We start from the raw sequence: 15,830 nt of genomic DNA, 5'->3' as shown, positions 1-15,830 counted from the left end.
CCGTCCGCGCTGCCGGACACGTGTGATCAGGCACAGGCCCGCGCCGTCGTCGCGCTTGGGCCCACTCAGCTCTTCCCTGCCGAAGCGGAACCACGCTTGTTTCCCGCCATTTCCTCCCCCGAAACACGCTGTTTGATGTGACTTACGCGACGATCAACGGGCCCGGCCTGACCTTCACGGTCTTGGGGGCGTAGCCTTAATTCCCGCTGTCCATCACCTTGTGAAGCGGAAGAGGGCGGTTGCCGCCGTGTCGCCACAGTCCCCCAGTAACTCGAGCATCTCGACCGACGCCGACCAAGCGGGCAAGAACCCCGCTGCCGCGTTCGGTCCCAACGAGTGGCTCGTCGACGAGATCTATCAGCAGTACCTCCAGGACCCGAATTCGGTAGACCGCGCCTGGTGGGACTTCTTCGCCGACTACAAGCCGGGTGCGGCCGCCGCCTCGGCTCCGGCGGGTACTGCGGCCGCGGGGGCCGCAGGGACCTCCCCCACGCTCGAATCCACTCGCGCGGGGGGACCCCCATCGGCCCCGTCCACACCTGCCGTACCGCAGGCTCCGAAGCAGGCCCAGGCCCCGGCTCCGGCCGCCCCCGCGAAGCCCGCGGCCGCGGCACCGGCTCCCGCGAAGGCCGCCGCGCCCGCCCCGGCGGCGAAGCCTGCCGCGAAGCCGGCGGCCAAGGCCCAGCCCGCCGCCGCGTCCCCGGACGGCGCGGGACCGGAGCTGGTCACGCTGCGCGGCCCGGCCGCCGCGGTCGCGAAGAACATGAACGCCTCCCTGGAGCTGCCCACGGCCACGTCCGTGCGCGCGGTCCCGGTGAAGCTGCTCTTCGACAACCGCATCGTCATCAACAACCACCTCAAGCGGGCCCGGGGCGGGAAGATCTCCTTCACGCACCTGATCGGCTACGCGATGGTGCAGGCCATCAAGGCCATGCCGTCGATGAACTGGCACTACGCCGAGAAGGACGGCAAGCCGACCCTCGTCAAGCCGCCGCACATCAACTTCGGCCTGGCGATCGACCTGGTGAAGCCGAACGGCGACCGCCAGCTCGTCGTCGCCGGCATCAAGAAGGCCGAGACGCTGAACTTCTTCGAGTTCTGGCAGGCCTACGAGGACATCGTCCGCCGCGCCCGCGACGGCAAGCTGACGATGGACGACTTCTCCGGCGTCACCGTCTCGCTGACCAACCCGGGCGGCCTCGGCACGGTCCACTCGGTCCCGCGCCTGATGCCCGGCCAGTCGGTCATCATGGGCGTCGGCTCGATGGACTACCCGGCGGAGTTCCAGGGCACCTCCCAGGACACGCTCAACAAGCTGGGCATCTCCAAGGTCATGACCCTGACGTCGACGTACGACCACCGGGTCATCCAGGGCGCCGCGTCCGGCGAGTTCCTGCGCATCGTCGCGAACCTGCTGCTCGGCGAGAACGGCTTCTACGACGAGATCTTCGAGGCCCTGCGCATCCCCTACGAGCCGGTCCGCTGGCTCAAGGACATCGACGCCTCGCACGACGACGACGTCACGAAGGCCGCCCGCGTCTTCGAGCTGATCCACTCCTACCGGGTCCGCGGCCACGTCATGGCCGACACCGACCCGCTGGAGTACCAGCAGCGCAAGCACCCCGACCTGGACATCACCGAGCACGGCCTCACCCTGTGGGACCTGGAGCGCGAGTTCGCCGTCGGCGGCTTCGCCGGCAAGTCGATGATGAAGCTGCGCGACATCCTCGGTGTGCTGCGGGACTCGTACTGCCGCACCACCGGCGTCGAGTTCATGCACATCCAGGACCCGAAGCAGCGCAAGTGGATCCAGGACCGCATCGAGCGCCCGCACACCAAGCCGGAGCGCGAGGAGCAGCTGCGCATCCTGCGCCGGCTGAACGCGGCGGAGGCCTTCGAGACCTTCCTGCAGACGAAGTACGTCGGCCAGAAGCGCTTCTCCCTGGAGGGCGGCGAGTCCGTCATCCCGCTGCTCGACGCGGTGATCGACTCGGCGGCCGAGTCGCGCCTGGACGAGGTCGTCATCGGCATGGCCCACCGCGGCCGCCTGAACGTGCTGGCGAACATCGTCGGCAAGTCGTACGCGCAGATCTTCCGCGAGTTCGAGGGCAACCTCGACCCGAAGTCGATGCACGGCTCCGGTGACGTGAAGTACCACCTGGGCGCCGAGGGCACGTTCACGGGCCTGGACGGCGAGCAGATCAAGGTCTCGCTGGCCGCCAACCCCTCGCACCTGGAGGCGGTCGACCCGATCCTGGAGGGCATCGCCCGCGCCAAGCAGGACATCATCGGCAAGGGCGGCACGGACTTCACGGTCCTGCCGGTGGCCCTGCACGGCGACGCGGCCTTCGCGGGCCAGGGCGTGGTGGCCGAGACGCTGAACATGTCGCAGCTGCGCGGCTACCGCACCGGCGGCACGGTCCACGTCGTCATCAACAACCAGGTCGGCTTCACGGCGGCGCCCGAGTCCTCGCGTTCCTCGATGTACGCGACGGACGTGGCCCGCATGATCGAGGCCCCGATCTTCCACGTGAACGGCGACGACCCCGAGGCCGTCGTCCGCGTCGCTCGCCTGGCCTTCGAGTTCCGCCAGGCGTTCAACAAGGACGTCGTGATCGACCTCATCTGCTACCGCCGCCGCGGTCACAACGAGTCGGACAACCCGGCCTTCACGCAGCCGCTGATGTACGACCTGATCGACAAGAAGCGCTCGGTGCGCAAGCTGTACACCGAGTCGCTGATCGGCCGGGGCGACATCACCCTGGAAGAGGCCGAGCAGGCCCTCCAGGACTACCAGGGCCAGCTGGAGAAGGTCTTCACGGAGGTCCGCGAGGCCACCTCGCAGCCGCTGTCGGCGGAGCCCTCGGACCCGCAGGCGGAGTTCCCGGTCGCGGTCAACACCGCGGTCACCACGGAGGTCGTCAAGCGGATCGCCGAGTCCCAGGTCAACATCCCCGACCACATCACCGTCCACCCGCGTCTGCTGCCGCAGCTGCAGCGCCGGGCGTCGATGGTCGAGGACGCCACGATCGACTGGGGCATGGGCGAGACCCTCGCGGTCGGCTCCCTGCTGCTGGAGGGCGTCCCGGTCCGGCTGTCCGGCCAGGACTCCCAGCGCGGTACGTTCGGCCAGCGCCACGCGGTGATCATCGACCGTGAGACGGGCGAGGAGTTCACGCCGCTGATGTACCTCGCGGAGGAGCAGGCGCGTTACAACGTCTACAACTCCCTCCTGTCCGAGTACGCGGTGATGGGCTTCGAGTACGGCTACTCGCTGGCGCGTCCCGACGCGCTGGTGATGTGGGAGGCCCAGTTCGGCGACTTCGTCAACGGCGCCCAGACGGTCGTGGACGAGTTCATCTCGTCGGCGGAGCAGAAGTGGGCCCAGACGTCCGGCGTCGTCCTGCTCCTGCCCCACGGCTACGAGGGCCAGGGCCCGGACCACTCCTCGGCCCGCCCGGAGCGCTTCCTGCAGCTGTGCGCCCAGAACAACATGACGGTCGCGATGCCGACCTCGCCGTCGAACTACTTCCACCTCCTGCGGTGGCAGGTGCACAACCCGCACCACAAGCCGCTGGTGGTCTTCACCCCGAAGTCGATGCTGCGTCTGAAGGCCGCGGCGGCGAAGGCGGAGGAGTTCACGACCGGTCAGTTCCAGCCGGTCATCGGGGACCCGTCGGTCGACCCGGCCGCGGTCAAGAAGGTCGTCTTCACCGCGGGCAAGGTCTACTACGACCTCGATGCCGAGCGGAAGAAGCGCGGCGCCACGGACACGGCGATCATCCGGATCGAGCGCCTGTACCCGATCCCGGGTGCCGAGCTCCAGGCCGAGATCGCCAAGTACCCGAACGTCGAGAAGTACCTGTGGGCGCAGGAGGAGCCGGCGAACCAGGGCGCATGGCCCTTCATCGCCCTCAACCTGATCGACCACCTCGACCTCGCGGTCGGCGCGGACGTGCCGCACGGTGAGCGGCTGCGGCGGATCTCCCGTCCGCACAGCTCTTCGCCGGCGGTGGGTTCCGCGAAGCGGCACCAGGCCGAGCAGGAGCAGCTCGTGCGCGAGGTGTTCGACGCGTAGGTCTCCCCGTAGAGGCCTGAACGCCAGGCCTGAACGAGAGGGCTGAACGACAGGGCCCGTTCCCGGAGCTTTCCGGGGGCGGGCCCTTCGGCTTCGCGGCAGGGCCGGGGGTGCTTTGAAAGTCCCGTGCGGTGCCCGCGGTGTTCGGTGCGTGCCCTCGGCGTGCCGGACGAAGGCCCTTGATGGGGGTCCCCCCGCGCGAGCGAAGCCGAGCGTGGGGGAGGAGCTACTTGGGTCTTTGGCCGGTGCGGCGAGGGTGCGTGCCGGGCGCCGTGGGTGCTGTGCGGGACTTTCAAAGCACCCCCTAGATCGGCTGCGGCTCGAAGTCCCAGTAGGGCCGGTGCCGTTCGAGGATGTAGCGGGTGTGCTGGTGGTCGGGGCCGAGCAGGCCGGTGAGGCGGGTGACCGCCTCCTGGTGCAGTTGCTCGGCCTCCGCGCGCTCCCCCAGCTCGGCCAGGTCGACGGCGAGGCCGGCCCGCAGGCTGATGGTGAGGATGTGGCCCTCGCCCAGCACCCGGGCGGACCGTTCGGCGGCGTCCCGGCCCAGGTCGGCGGCGGCCTCGGTCTCGCCGGCGGACGCGAGCGCGGCCACGGCGTTCTTGGCGCAGCCGATGGCCCACGGGTGGTCGCGGCCGACGGCCTGCTCCATCTCCTCGGTCGTCCGCAGGGACAGCCCCAGTGCGCCACGGTTCTCGCCCATGTCCCGCATGACGGTGGCCACGTTGTCCCGCGCGCCGACCGCGTACGGATGAGCGTCGCCCAGCTGGGCCGCGTACTGCATGGCCGTCTGTTCGGCCAGTTCCCTGGCCTCCGTGGTCAGCTCCAGGTGGCGCAGCAGCATCGCGTAGTCGCAGGAGACCATCAGCGTGTCCGGGTGCAGGGGCCCGCGCCGGCGCGTCATCTTCTCCCGTACGCCGCGCATCATCAGGTGGGCGAACTGCAGGTCTCCGTCGCGGCGGGCGCACAGGGCGAGGTTGTGTTCGGCGTACAGGGTCTGGCTGTGGTTGCGGTCGAGGACCTGGCTGTGGACGCGGGAGTTGTGTCCCTGGATGGCCAGGGCCTCCCGGTAGCGGCCGAGCAGCCGCAGCATCCAGGCGGTGCGCAGGGCCGAGCCCAGTGTGGCCGGGTTCTTGCCGCCGAGCAGGTCGACCCGGGCCTCCATGATCCTGCGGTGCAGGGCGAGCGACTGAGCGTAGTGGCCCTGCAGGCCGACGGCGACGGCGAGGTTGCTGCGGATGCTGAGGGTGCGCGGCACGTTCTCGCCGCCGAGTTCCTGGGCAGCGCTCGCGGCGGCCTCCTCGAACAGGGCGCGGGCGTCCGCGTACCGCCCGAGGGCCATGAGGGTGCCGCCGAGGCCGTCCTTGGCGCGGATCAGCTCGATGGGCCGTACGTCCTGCGCGCTCTCCAGGCGCCGCAGGATGTCCCGGCCGACTTCCTCGGCCTCGGGGTAGCGGCCGAGTCGGCGCAGCATGTTGGCGAGTTGGTGGACGGCGACGAGGACCGAGCGGTCGGTGTCGCCGAACGCGGGCCGCCAGTGGTCGACGACCCGCCGGCTCAGCCACCAGCCGTCCTGGTACTCGCCTCGCATCCGCAGGTACTCGACGCAGTTGAGCACGAGGTCGCGCACGTCGTCGTCGGCCGACTCCAGGGCGCCGGACGGCTCCAGGTGCGGGATGAGTTCGGCGTAGCGTGCCCAGTTGCCGGCGGTGGAGGAGTCGCGGGGGTCCGCGGAGACCAGGACCTTGCGGGCCGCGGCGGCGTAGCGTTCGGCGTCGGCGGGGGCCTGCACGGAGCGCACATAGCGGTGGAAGAGGCGGTGCATGCGCAGGGTGCCGACGGTCTGGGCGTCCAGGCGCGGACTCTGCTCGTACTCGATCCGCATGGAGGTGATCTCGGACAGCTTGCGCAGCGCGGTGTTCCAGCTGCTGGGCTCGGCGACCAGTTCGGCCAGTTCGGGCGGCAGGTCGTGGTGCCGTGCCCACTGCAGCAGCCGTACCGGCACCACGTCGGGCGAGAAGCAGACGAGCAGGTTGAGCAGCTGCCAGGCGGGTTCGGAGCCCTCGCGCAGGGTGTTGACGAGCAGGGACCAGGCCACCTCGAAGCTCTGCGGGTACTCGCCGGACGCCATGACACCGAACCGGTCCGGCCTGCCGTCCTGGATGTCGCGTATGTACTCGTTCACGGACACGGTGGGGTTGAGGTCCAGCCAGGCCGCCATCTGGTCGAGGAGCAGCGGCATGTCCTGCACGGCCTCGGCGAGACGCTCGGCCTGGTCCTCGGTCAGCCGTGCGGCCCGGCGGCGTACGAAGGCGACGCTCTCCGGGCGTTCGAAGGGCGGTACGGCGATGGTCTCGGCGTGCGCTCCCCACTCGCTGCGGTGGGTGGTGATCAGGACGTGGCCGCGTCCGCCGGGTACGAGGTCGGTCAGCCGCCGGGGGTCGCCTGCGGCACCGTCCAGGACCAGCAGCCAGGGGCGTTGGGTGGCGTCGAGTTCCCGCCGTACGGCCTTGATGGTCGCCGACAGGTCCCCGCCGGCTTCCCCGAGGCTCATCTCGGGGGCGAGTTCCGCGAACTGCTGGCGCGCGGTGACACGTTGGGATGCGTGGACCCACCAGACGATGTCGTACTCGCCGGCGTACCGGTGGACGTACTCCAGGGCCAGCTGAGTCTTGCCCAGGCCGCCGGGGCCGAGCAGGGCGACCGCGGCGCCGTCGCGGCCGGCCGCGGAGAAGGCGCCGTACACCTTCTCGAGGAGTTCGGTGCGGCCGATGAAGCGGCGGTTGCGGCGCGGGACCCGCCACACGTCCGGCGGGTCGTCCGGGAAACGGGGGCCGCGGCGCAGGTCGACGAGGGTGTTCGGGGCGGGGACGCCCGCGCACTCCAGGACACGGCTGCGCGCCACTTCGGGCCTCAGGCCGCGCAGTTCGACGGGGGCCAGGGCGATGACGGCCTCGGGCATGGGCCGTGCGGTGATGCTCACGGCGGCGAGGCGGTCGCGGTACTGGGGCAGGGCCTCGCGCAGGACCTCCGCCCAGGCCTCGAACCGCGTGCGGCCCAGCCGCTCGTACCAGTCGTCGATGACGAGCAGGATCCGGTCCGGGGCGCTGAGCAGCTCCGACAGGGTCCCGTTGGGCAGGCGTCGCAGCGGATTCCAGCGCACCAGCGTGGTGGCGCGGCCGGCCGCCCGGACCTGGTGATCGATCCACTTGGCCCAGGACTCACTCTGTCCCGCGAAGACCACCGTGACGTGTCCGAGCTCCGCCGACATCCTGCAGTCCCCTCAACCGAACCTGGTCACGACTGTGCACAGGTTATTCAATTGTGCGTCAAAACGGCTCTACTACCGCCGAGTTGGTCCTATTTCGGCGAGCCGTGCGGGGGTGACCTCACGCGGGCCCGCGGACGGTCCGCTCCAGGCGCCCCGCGATGTGCCGGATCAGCCGCTCCAGGTCGGCGCAGTAGACGCTGGGGTGCCGGAACCCGGTCCCGGGCGCGTACCGGTGCACGTAGTTGCCACCCCCGCACACCTTCCCCACGGGACACGCCACACACTCCTCGGCCAGCGCCCGCTCGCCCAACTGCCGTGCGGCGACGCCGGGGTGGCGCAGGGCCTGGTCGAAGGAGTGCCGGAAGACGTCCAGTCCGGTTTCGGAGGCGCCCGCGTAGGCCGACCGCAGTGAGTCGACCTGCTCGACGGCGCCGTCGGTCTCGACGACGACGGCCGCCACCGGGGACAGCCCGACGGCCTCGGCCGCGCTCGGGGCGCCGAGCAGCAGGGCGGCGATCTCCTGGAAGAGCCGGATGCGCGTGAGCGGCCGGTCGGCGTCCCACCAGGCGTCGAAGACGGCGGTGAGCCAGTCGCCGTACGGCGTGGGGCGGGGGCGGTGGCGGCCGGGCCGCAGGCCGGGGATGCCCGGGGGCGGGTACCGCCAGTTGGCGTGCGGCAGCAGGAAGTCGACGCCCGGAGGGGCCAGTTCGAGGAGCGAGTGGTAGACGTCGAGGGGGTCCGCGGCCAGGTCGATCGTGCAGAGGATTCCGGCGTACGACTCCGGCCGCTCGGCGAGCCTGCGGGCGGCGGCGCGGGCGGCGGGCCAGGCCGGACGGCCGGCGTGGTCGACGCGGCGCGCGTTGTGCCCGGCACGGCCCCCGTCGAGGCTGAGGCCGACCCTGACTCCCTCCTCGGCGAGGCGGTCGAGGACGGGGGCGGTCAGGCGCGTGCCGTTGGTCTGGACGGTGGCGGTGACCGCGCAGTCGGCGGGGACGGCGGCGCGCACCGCGCGCGTGTAGGCGAGCACAGGGCCGGGGCCGGTGAGGAGTGGTTCGCCACCGTGGAGTTCGATGCGGACCCGGTCGAGACCGTGGGTACGGACGTGGTCGGCGATGCGGGTCGCCGTGCGGTGCATGGTGCGCTCGGCGACGCGGGCCGGCCGGTCCCGCCAGCCTTGGTCCTGGCCCCGGTAGAGGTAGCAGTACCCGCAGTCGAGGTTGCAGCGGCCGTGGACCTTCAGCACGAACTGCCGGAAGGGGACGGGCCGCTGCCGTCGCGTGTCCAGGAGAGCGTGCGGCCACCGGGGATGTGTGGTCACGGGGCGTCCTCGTAGTGGGCCACGACGCTCGGCTCGTCCTGTCGTCGGCGGAGTTCGGCGAGGATCACCGCCAATACCGGGTGGTCGGTGTGGTCCGGTGCCGCGATCTCGGGGAGGGGTATGCGGGAGTCGTCGACAGGGGCGGTCACTCGGCGGCCGTTCCGGTTTCCAGGCGGGCGATGCGCGTGCGGAGGTCCTCGCCGCGGGCCGGGTCGGCGGTGAGGTCCAGGGCCTCGCGGTACTCGCGCAGCGCCGTCCGAAGATGGTTCAGCCGCTCGAAGACCGCGCCCCTTTGCTGCCGCGCGTCGGCCGCGCCCTCCTGGTCCCCGACCTCCAGAGCGGTTTCCACGGCGTCCTGGTAGATCTCGGCGGCACGGTGCAGGTGGCTGAGGGTGCCACTGCGCTCGTAGGTCTCCGTCGCGATCAGGCCCCGCTGGAACAGGGCGGCCAGGACGATGTGCGGCGCGTCCGCGTTCCTGGCGACTTCGCCGAGTATCCAGTCGGCCTCGTAGAGGTCGGAGAGAACCCGGCTGTGTTCGTAGCGCAGGGCATAGGCGAACCCGAGGTGCGTCCGCCGCACCGCCAGGTCGTCGTCCGCCTCGGGCGTGTCCTCGACCGCGGACCGCAGGACGCGTACCGCGTTCTCGATGTCGGCCGCCGCGGCCAGTTCCTTCCCCCGGTCGAGCAGCGCGGTGCCGTACTCCGTCAGTACGCCGGGGCGGCGGCCGTCGTCCTCGTCGAGCAGGGGGACGGCCGCCTGCCAGGCGTCGACGCAGCGGTCGATGTCGCGGTCGCTGCCCGTCTCGTCGTAGCGCGCCCGGTGCATCCGTGCGGCCCAGGCATGGCAGGTGAACCGCAGCTCCTCGTCCTCGCCCGCGGCCGACAGGGCTTGCTGCACGGCATACAGGACGAGCTCGCGTTGCGGGTCGTCGGCCCGGGCCGGCCGGATGAGCTCGGTGGCGGACGCCATGTCCAGCCAGGCGCCGCAGCGCTCGGCGTCGGACAGCGCCTCGTCGGTGTGCACGGCCTCCACGAAGTCGTCGGCGGCCTGACCGGCGGCCTCGTTGGCGCGTTCCCTGTCGCCGTCCTGCGGCAGGCGGCTGACAAGCCCCTGCCCCAGGTACTGGCGCGCGAGGGCGAGCAGGAGCCGCCCTCGTTCCAGATGTGCCTGCTCGGGGTCGGCGAGCGAGAGCCACACGGTGGCGGCCTCGACCGCCCGGTTCATGTGCCTGACGTACCAGGTGTGCGGCTCGCCCTCCGGGCCGGGCAGCGGGAGCTGGGCCCCCGATGCGGCCAGGGCGCGGCGTACGCCCAGCAGCAACCGGGCCGCGCTCGTGCGCAGAGCGAGGTCGGGGCCCTCGGCGGACTCGTCGCCGAGCGCGATGGTCAGTTCCGCGTCGGCCCGCTCGATCATTTCGTGGAAGGCCCAGCGCAGGACGGTCCGCTCGGTGTCGGCGCGGGCCTCGGCCCGGCGGCGTACGCCGTCGGGCAGCTCCGTCGCGCCGTCCAGGCCGGCCGCCCAGTTCGCCAGGACCGTCCCCCGCAGCAGCACGGCCCGACGGGTCCCGACGCCCTCCAGCACGGCCAGTGCGTCCCGCAGGTCCTCCACCACGCTTCGCACCCGCCACCGGGACAGCAGCGCGTTCGCCAGTTCCTCGGCGGCGCCGGTGCGCTCCTGGCCCGGCCGGGCGGCCTCCAGGGCCTTGCGCAGGCAGTCCACCGCGGCGTCGAGTTCCCTGGTGAGCCCTTCGTTCCGGTACCGTTCGAGCGCTGCCCGACCTCTGCTGAGCAGTTCGCCCGCATTCGCCCCGGGCCAGGAGGGGACCACCGGGATCCGGGCGCCCAGGTCCCGCAGCACCTCCGCGGACACCTCGGCGAACGCCCGCAGCCCGGCCGGCTCCTCCTGTGCCAGGCCGGACAACGGCGTCGCGGAGTCCCGCTCCGGATCCACCACTCCCCGCAGGAAGGCCCCCGCGAGCGCGGGGAAGTTGCGCACGCTGCGCCCGAACTTGCGCTCCACGTACTCCGAGCAGTGCTTGAACAGCAGCTCGACCTCTTCCACGGCCAGCCGCGCGCGCAGTTCCGTCGCCACCCCCGGCAGGAAGTCGTAGCGCACGGCCCGTGGGTCGTCGGCGTCCTCGCGGCGCCGCAACAGCCCGCTGAGCAGCACCTCGGAGAGCACCTCGGGGCCGCTGCCGGCGAGCATGGCGTGCTGGACGAGCTGCATCACCGGCAGGTACAGCGGCGCCGCGGACAGGTACACGGCGAGCCGACGGGCCTGCGGGGAGGCGGCACGCCAGAAGACGCGGACGCGATCCTCGCCGCTGAGGTCCTCCGCGGCCCGTACCGGCGCTGTGGACGCGGGATGGTCGGCGCGCACCCAGCCCGCGGCCGCGGCCAGCGACTGTCCGGTGGCCCCCGACACCAGCCGCGCCCAGCTCTCGACCGAGGGACGGCGCAGCGCGAGCACGGGGACGGGCAGCGCGTGCGGTTCGACGCGCCCCTTGTCGGGCCGGAACTCCAGTGCCCCGGCGGGTCCTTCGCGCCGCCGCAGCAGTCCGCGCCGGGCCGGCAGATGGGTGCGCAGCCACAGGCGCTGCGGGAGCGGCTGCACGACGGCGACGGGAGCGGTCGCCGCCCAGCGGTACAGCAGTCGCTGCATGTGGCCGCTGCGCCACATCGGCCCCGCGCAGTCGCTCAGTACCAACGTCACCCGGTGGCCCGTGGGGTCACTGAGCTGTTCGGGCGCGTGCAGCGGGCCGGTGTGCTCGGGCGCGGGGGCCCAGCCCGGCAGGCCGCCCGGGGCCTCGTGGAGGTAGTGCACCTGCACCTCGCGGAAGGCCCCGGCGCGCTCGCAGACCTGCCGCAGCTCGTCGAGCGCCTGCTGCCACACCACGGTCGAGGTGGAGACGTCCATCAGGAGCAACAGGCGTGCCTCGCGGCGCCGTTCCGTGCGCAGGACAGGTACGACGAGCCCGGACTCGGCGGCCCGTTCCGCGGTGGCCCGCTCGTCGAGGACGCGCGGCACGGGCCGTACGGGCGCGCGGTAGCGCTGGAGGGGACGTAACCCGGCCTGCAGGGCGAGGGGTTCGGGCAGGGCGGGGGCGGCGGGGACACGTACGGGAGCCGTCCGGACCCCGGTGGCGGCCTCGCCGGGGCCGGGTGCGAAGAGCCGGGCGCCGTCGGGCTGCCGGTCCGCGCCGTCCGCCGGGTCGGGGGTGGTGCGTGGTCCGGCCGGCAACGGGTCGGGGCCGTCGGCGGGTGACCGGGTGGCCTCGGATGCCCTGGCCGGGGTCCGGCCCGGCGGGCTTTCCGGTGCGGGCAGCCAGTGCGCCAGCCACAGGGCGTCCGCGAGCTCCTCCACACCCGGCGTGAGGCCGGCGTCACGCAGCCGCGCGACCAGCGCCGCGAGCACGTCGCTCACGTCGTCGGCGGGGATGCCGGGAGCCCGGGACGCCATCGGCTACCTCGGCCCGCGGTCCAAGGGCTGCATCAGCAGCTCCGAGATCTCCTCGCGCCGGGTCGTGTCCCTGGCGGCGTGCTGGGCGAGGAAGATGGCGTTGAGGAGCTGGTCGGTGGGGCGCAGCGCGCCGTCCGCCTCGGCCTGGGTGAAGCGGTCGACGAGGTCGTGGTTGGCCTCGTGCGCGTCCTGGCCGAAGTGCGCCTGGACCAGTGCCGCGAGCCGCTCGGCGCGCGGTGCCTTCAGGTCGAGGGGGATGCAGCGGCGCAGCAACGGGGCCGGGAACTCCCGCTCCCGGTTGCTGGTCAGCACGACGAACGGGAAGGCCCGGCAACGTACCTGACCGCCCGTCACCGCCACCCGTCGGCCGTCGTCGGTGAGCACCTCCACCACCGGTGTGCGGTCGGCGATCCGCTCCAGCTCGGGGATGGCGAACCTGCCCTCCTCCAGGACGTTCAGGAGGTCGTTGGGCAGGTCGATGTCGCTCTTGTCCAGCTCGTCGATGAGCAGCACGCGGGGCCGGCCGGCGGCGAGGAGCGCGGTGCCGAGCGGCCCCAGCTTGATGTACCGGCCGATGTCCTCCGACTCCGGCCCTCCGTCACCCGCCTCCCGCTGCTCCTGTGCGGCCCGCCGCAGTTGGGCGTCCTGCAGGCGGCCGATGGCGTCGTAGCTGTACAGCCCGTCGCGCAGTTCGCTGCGGCTCACGATCGGCCACTCCAGCACGCGGCCGAGGCCGAGTTCGTACGCGATGGAGTGGGCCAGTGTGGACTTGCCGACGCCCGGATCGCCGGTGACGAGGAGAGGGCGCCTCAAGTACAGGGCGGCGTTGACGAGTTCGAGGGTGTCGGAGTCCTGGACGGGCAGCGGGACGGTGCGGGCGCCGAGCCTGCGGTGGGTGGACGAGTCGAGGGCCGGGACGTCGTAGGGCACGGGCTCCGCGTCGAAGGCCCGCCAGGGCGGCGGGTCCGGAAGCTGTTCGATCCTGGCTGGATCCGGACGCCCGATGCCCTGGTAGATGTACCACTCGCTCATGGTGCGCTCCTCGTCGACGGTCGGTGGTAGTCCACGTCCTGGCCGACGGGGGCGGTGCGCGCCCACAACGGGCCCCTGGGAATGTACCCAGCCCAGGCCGGCCACACCGGCTCTTTCGGCCAGCCTGGGCGGAGTTCCCCCGGATGTTTCGCATCGTCTTCACCGCGGTGCGTCCAGGGGGTTGCCCTCTTCCCCCGGCAGCGGGCGCCGTGGGTCGTCGTACAGGAGCGCCAGCGGCTCGGCCCAGGCGCGGTCCGGGCGCTGCTCGCTGATGTCCTGCCGCAGGTGGCGCAGTCGGTCCGGGAGTTCGGCCGGCGAGCCGAGGGAGCCGAGCAGTTCCTCCGCCTTGGCGTAGAGAAGGTCGCATGCCTCGGTGCAGGCGTGGGCGGACTTGCCGTCGATGGACCAGAGGGCGACACCGTGACCGCTCTCCAGTGCCAGCCTCATCGCGGTCTGCCCCTGCCCGTGCCCGGCTGGACGGCACATGACGGGTATGGCGTCGACGGCCGCCTCCTGGTAGGTACCGGGGCTCGCCGGGACGCCTCGCGGCGGGGTGCGCCAGCCGCCGAAGCGCCGCTGGGCCGTCATCGCCTGCCAGCGGTCGGCCCACAGTTTGTCCGGATCTCCACGGCGTGCGAGGGAGCGCAGCACCACTTGGCGGCGTGCGCCGAGGTGTCCGGTGTCGTTGAGCTGGGCGATGTCGTCGAACCGCCAGCGGTGTACGGCGGTGTCGAAGTGCTCGGCGGGCAGGGCCACTTCCAGCGGTACGGGCCTGCCTTTGCGGTCCTTGGTCCGCAGCAGTGTGCCGAGCGGGCCGCGCAGTGGCTGGACGAGTTCATCGGGCAGGTATCCGTGGCCGGAGTCCTCCGAATCGTACATTTCGGGCTCGCCGCTGCCGTCGCCGTCGTCCAGCCAGATCTGCCAGTAGAAGCGGACGGGACCCGGGCCGATCACCGGGTCGAGCACCACGGCCACTGTGGGTCCCTCACCGGGGCCCGGGTAGGGAATGACGACTCGGGCCGGCCCGTCCGCGGGGGCGGGTTCCAGCTCCGGGGGCAGGCGGACGTCCCTGACGAAGTCGTGCATGTCCCGCCGTGGGTGGCGGCCCAGCCGTCGCTGTATCCACCGTGCGAGCTCATCGCAGTCGCCGCCCCGGGAACGTGTGTACGCCTCCACGTACTTGAGGTAGCGCAGAGGCGTGAACGCGTCCAGCGGCCGCGTCCCCTCGTAGAGCATCCCGTGGCCGTCGCGCCAGGCCGGCAGTTCACGGGTCTCACCCGGCCCCACGTTCCCGCTGCGGGTCCGGCGCACGAGGAGCTCCACGGTGGGCGTGTCGGGCGGGGCGGGCAGCGCGGCGAGCAGGCGCAGCGCGGCACACCGGTCCCGCGGAGTCCACCGCTCTCCCCGGTCGGCCGGAATCTCGGCCTCCTGAAGGTCTGTCCAGTTGTCCCCGTTCTCGGAGCGGGGGTCCCCGCCGTGCCACTCGTCGTGGGCGGCCATCACCGTGCGGTACGTCTGCCCGAAGCGGCGCAGCGCGGAGATCGCCACCGCCTTCCCGCCGTCCTGCTGTTTGCGTCGCGACTTGACCAGTCCTACGACGGCTCCGGTGCCCGGATCGAGCAGCGGGCCGCCCGAGACTCCGGCGGGGAAGTCGATGTCGGGCTTGATGATCAGCCCGTACGGGGGCTCCTGGCCGTTGATCTCGGCGTCGACCGCTCTGGCGTGGGTGTGCGGCGGCTCCGGGTAGTAACCGAACACCTTGACGGCACCGGAGCGCAGTGCGGCCCGGTCGGCGAGCCACACGCACTCGTGCTGGTACTGCTCGGGGTCACCCGCCAGCCGCACCAGGGCCAGGTCCTCCTCCAGCGGTACGGTGGCCCGCCCCGGGTCGGTGAGCAGCCACCGCTCCAGCCGCGCCTCGGCGTCGACGCCCTCGCCGCGTACCCGGAAGACGAGGCTCTGGTCCGCAGCGAGATGGCGCCGCAGAACATGGGCGGCGGTGAGGACCCAGCCGGGCGCGACGAAGAACCCACTCCCCCACAGCGGCCGGTCGTCGCCTTCGGCGGCCAGCAGGTGGACGGTGGCGGCCCGGGCGAGCGCGTACAGGCGCTCGTTGTTCTCAGTCATGCGCGGGCTGCGCGGGGGGCTCACCGGCGCTCGGCGCGGGCCCCGGCGGCTCGGTCCGCCCGTCGAACTGCCAGGTGAGCGTGACCTGTAGGGACGCCTTGGCCTCTCCCCGGGCCAGCACGGCGACGGCCAGGCCCTCCTTGGCGGTGAACTCCACGCCGAAGGAGATGGCGGCCTCGTGCGGGGCGACGGCGCGGGCGGCGTCGAGGACGGAACTGCCCACGCCCGTGATCAGCTCCTGGAGCTGAACCACCTTGGCCCTGGCGGCATCGGTGAACCCGACGTCCTCCTGCTCACCGTAGGCCTCGCCTTCCCCGATCCGGGCGGTGATCACTGTGCCGTCCGGCAGCTTGATCTCCTGGATGTGACTCATGCCGCTCCCCCGTCGAGCCTTTGCGCCGTCCAACCGGCCACGTCCGGCGCCCACTTGAACTGCGACGAGGCTAATGCGCCGGTCGGTTGCGGCGCGACCCCGCAAGCCGCTCGAATCCGGGCACGCGACGCGCGGCCTACCCTTGAGAAGTAGACGTTCGAGGGCTTGTCCCGT

General features: G+C 72.1%; 8 protein-coding genes. 1 reads left to right on the top strand and 7 read right to left on the bottom strand.

Annotation, left to right across the window (positions count from 1 at the left end; genetic code table 11):
* Positions 1–247 precede the first annotated feature (247 nt).
* Positions 248–4,078, top strand: a complete 3,831-nt coding sequence (locus Q4V64_RS35250) for a multifunctional oxoglutarate decarboxylase/oxoglutarate dehydrogenase thiamine pyrophosphate-binding subunit/dihydrolipoyllysine-residue succinyltransferase subunit (protein WP_124439187.1) — start codon at positions 248–250, stop codon at positions 4,076–4,078.
* A 304-nt stretch (positions 4,079–4,382) separates the two neighbouring features.
* Here the strand turns inward: Q4V64_RS35250 and fxsT are convergent, their stop codons facing one another.
* The 7 genes from fxsT to Q4V64_RS35215 all read right to left on the bottom strand — a co-directional run bounded on the left by fxsT (position 4,383) and on the right by Q4V64_RS35215 (position 15,656).
* Positions 4,383–7,346 (bottom strand): FxSxx-COOH system tetratricopeptide repeat protein, encoded by a 2,964-nt coding sequence (fxsT, locus tag Q4V64_RS35245; RefSeq protein WP_124439188.1) that lies wholly within the window; start codon positions 7,344–7,346, stop codon positions 4,383–4,385.
* Positions 7,347–7,464: 118 nt separating this feature from the next.
* Positions 7,465–8,664, bottom strand: a complete 1,200-nt coding sequence (locus tag Q4V64_RS35240; RefSeq protein ID WP_172629119.1) for an FxsB family cyclophane-forming radical SAM/SPASM peptide maturase — start codon at positions 8,662–8,664, stop codon at positions 7,465–7,467.
* Positions 8,661–8,813, bottom strand: coding sequence for a hypothetical protein (locus tag Q4V64_RS35235; RefSeq protein WP_172629120.1), 153 nt, complete (start codon positions 8,811–8,813; stop codon positions 8,661–8,663). The genes Q4V64_RS35240 and Q4V64_RS35235 overlap by 4 nt, the downstream gene beginning before the upstream one ends.
* On the bottom strand, positions 8,810–12,124 hold the full coding sequence (locus Q4V64_RS35230; protein ID WP_124439190.1) for an SAV_2336 N-terminal domain-related protein: 3,315 nt from the start codon (positions 12,122–12,124) through the stop codon (positions 8,810–8,812). The genes Q4V64_RS35235 and Q4V64_RS35230 overlap by 4 nt, the downstream gene beginning before the upstream one ends.
* Positions 12,125–12,127: 3 nt before the next feature.
* A complete protein-coding gene (locus Q4V64_RS35225) occupies positions 12,128–13,156 on the bottom strand; it encodes a MoxR family ATPase (RefSeq protein WP_124439191.1) in 1,029 nt (342 codons plus the stop codon).
* A 159-nt stretch (positions 13,157–13,315) separates the two neighbouring features.
* Positions 13,316–15,283 (bottom strand): trypsin-like peptidase domain-containing protein, encoded by a 1,968-nt coding sequence (locus Q4V64_RS35220; protein ID WP_124439192.1) that lies wholly within the window; start codon positions 15,281–15,283, stop codon positions 13,316–13,318.
* Positions 15,276–15,656: a CU044_2847 family protein gene (locus Q4V64_RS35215; RefSeq protein ID WP_216377582.1), complete on the bottom strand. Its 381-nt coding sequence runs from the start codon at positions 15,654–15,656 to the stop codon at positions 15,276–15,278. The genes Q4V64_RS35220 and Q4V64_RS35215 overlap by 8 nt, the downstream gene beginning before the upstream one ends.
* Positions 15,657–15,830 lie beyond the last annotated feature (174 nt).

This window comes from Streptomyces sp. NL15-2K (assembly GCF_030551255.1).
Lineage (GTDB): Bacteria > Actinomycetota > Actinomycetes > Streptomycetales > Streptomycetaceae > Streptomyces.
This window is presented reverse-complemented; position numbering and strand designations above follow the sequence as displayed.

Coding starts and splice junctions, on each gene's coding strand:
- fxsT (WP_124439188.1), bottom strand. CDS start 7,346: ATGTCGGCGGAGCTCGGACACGTCACGGTGGTCTTCGCGGGACAGAGT.
- Q4V64_RS35230 (WP_124439190.1), bottom strand. CDS start 12,124: ATGGCGTCCCGGGCTCCCGGCATCCCCGCCGACGACGTGAGCGACGTG.
- Q4V64_RS35225 (WP_124439191.1), bottom strand. CDS start 13,156: ATGAGCGAGTGGTACATCTACCAGGGCATCGGGCGTCCGGATCCAGCC.
- Q4V64_RS35220 (WP_124439192.1), bottom strand. CDS start 15,283: ATGACTGAGAACAACGAGCGCCTGTACGCGCTCGCCCGGGCCGCCACC.
- Q4V64_RS35215 (WP_216377582.1), bottom strand. CDS start 15,656: ATGAGTCACATCCAGGAGATCAAGCTGCCGGACGGCACAGTGATCACC.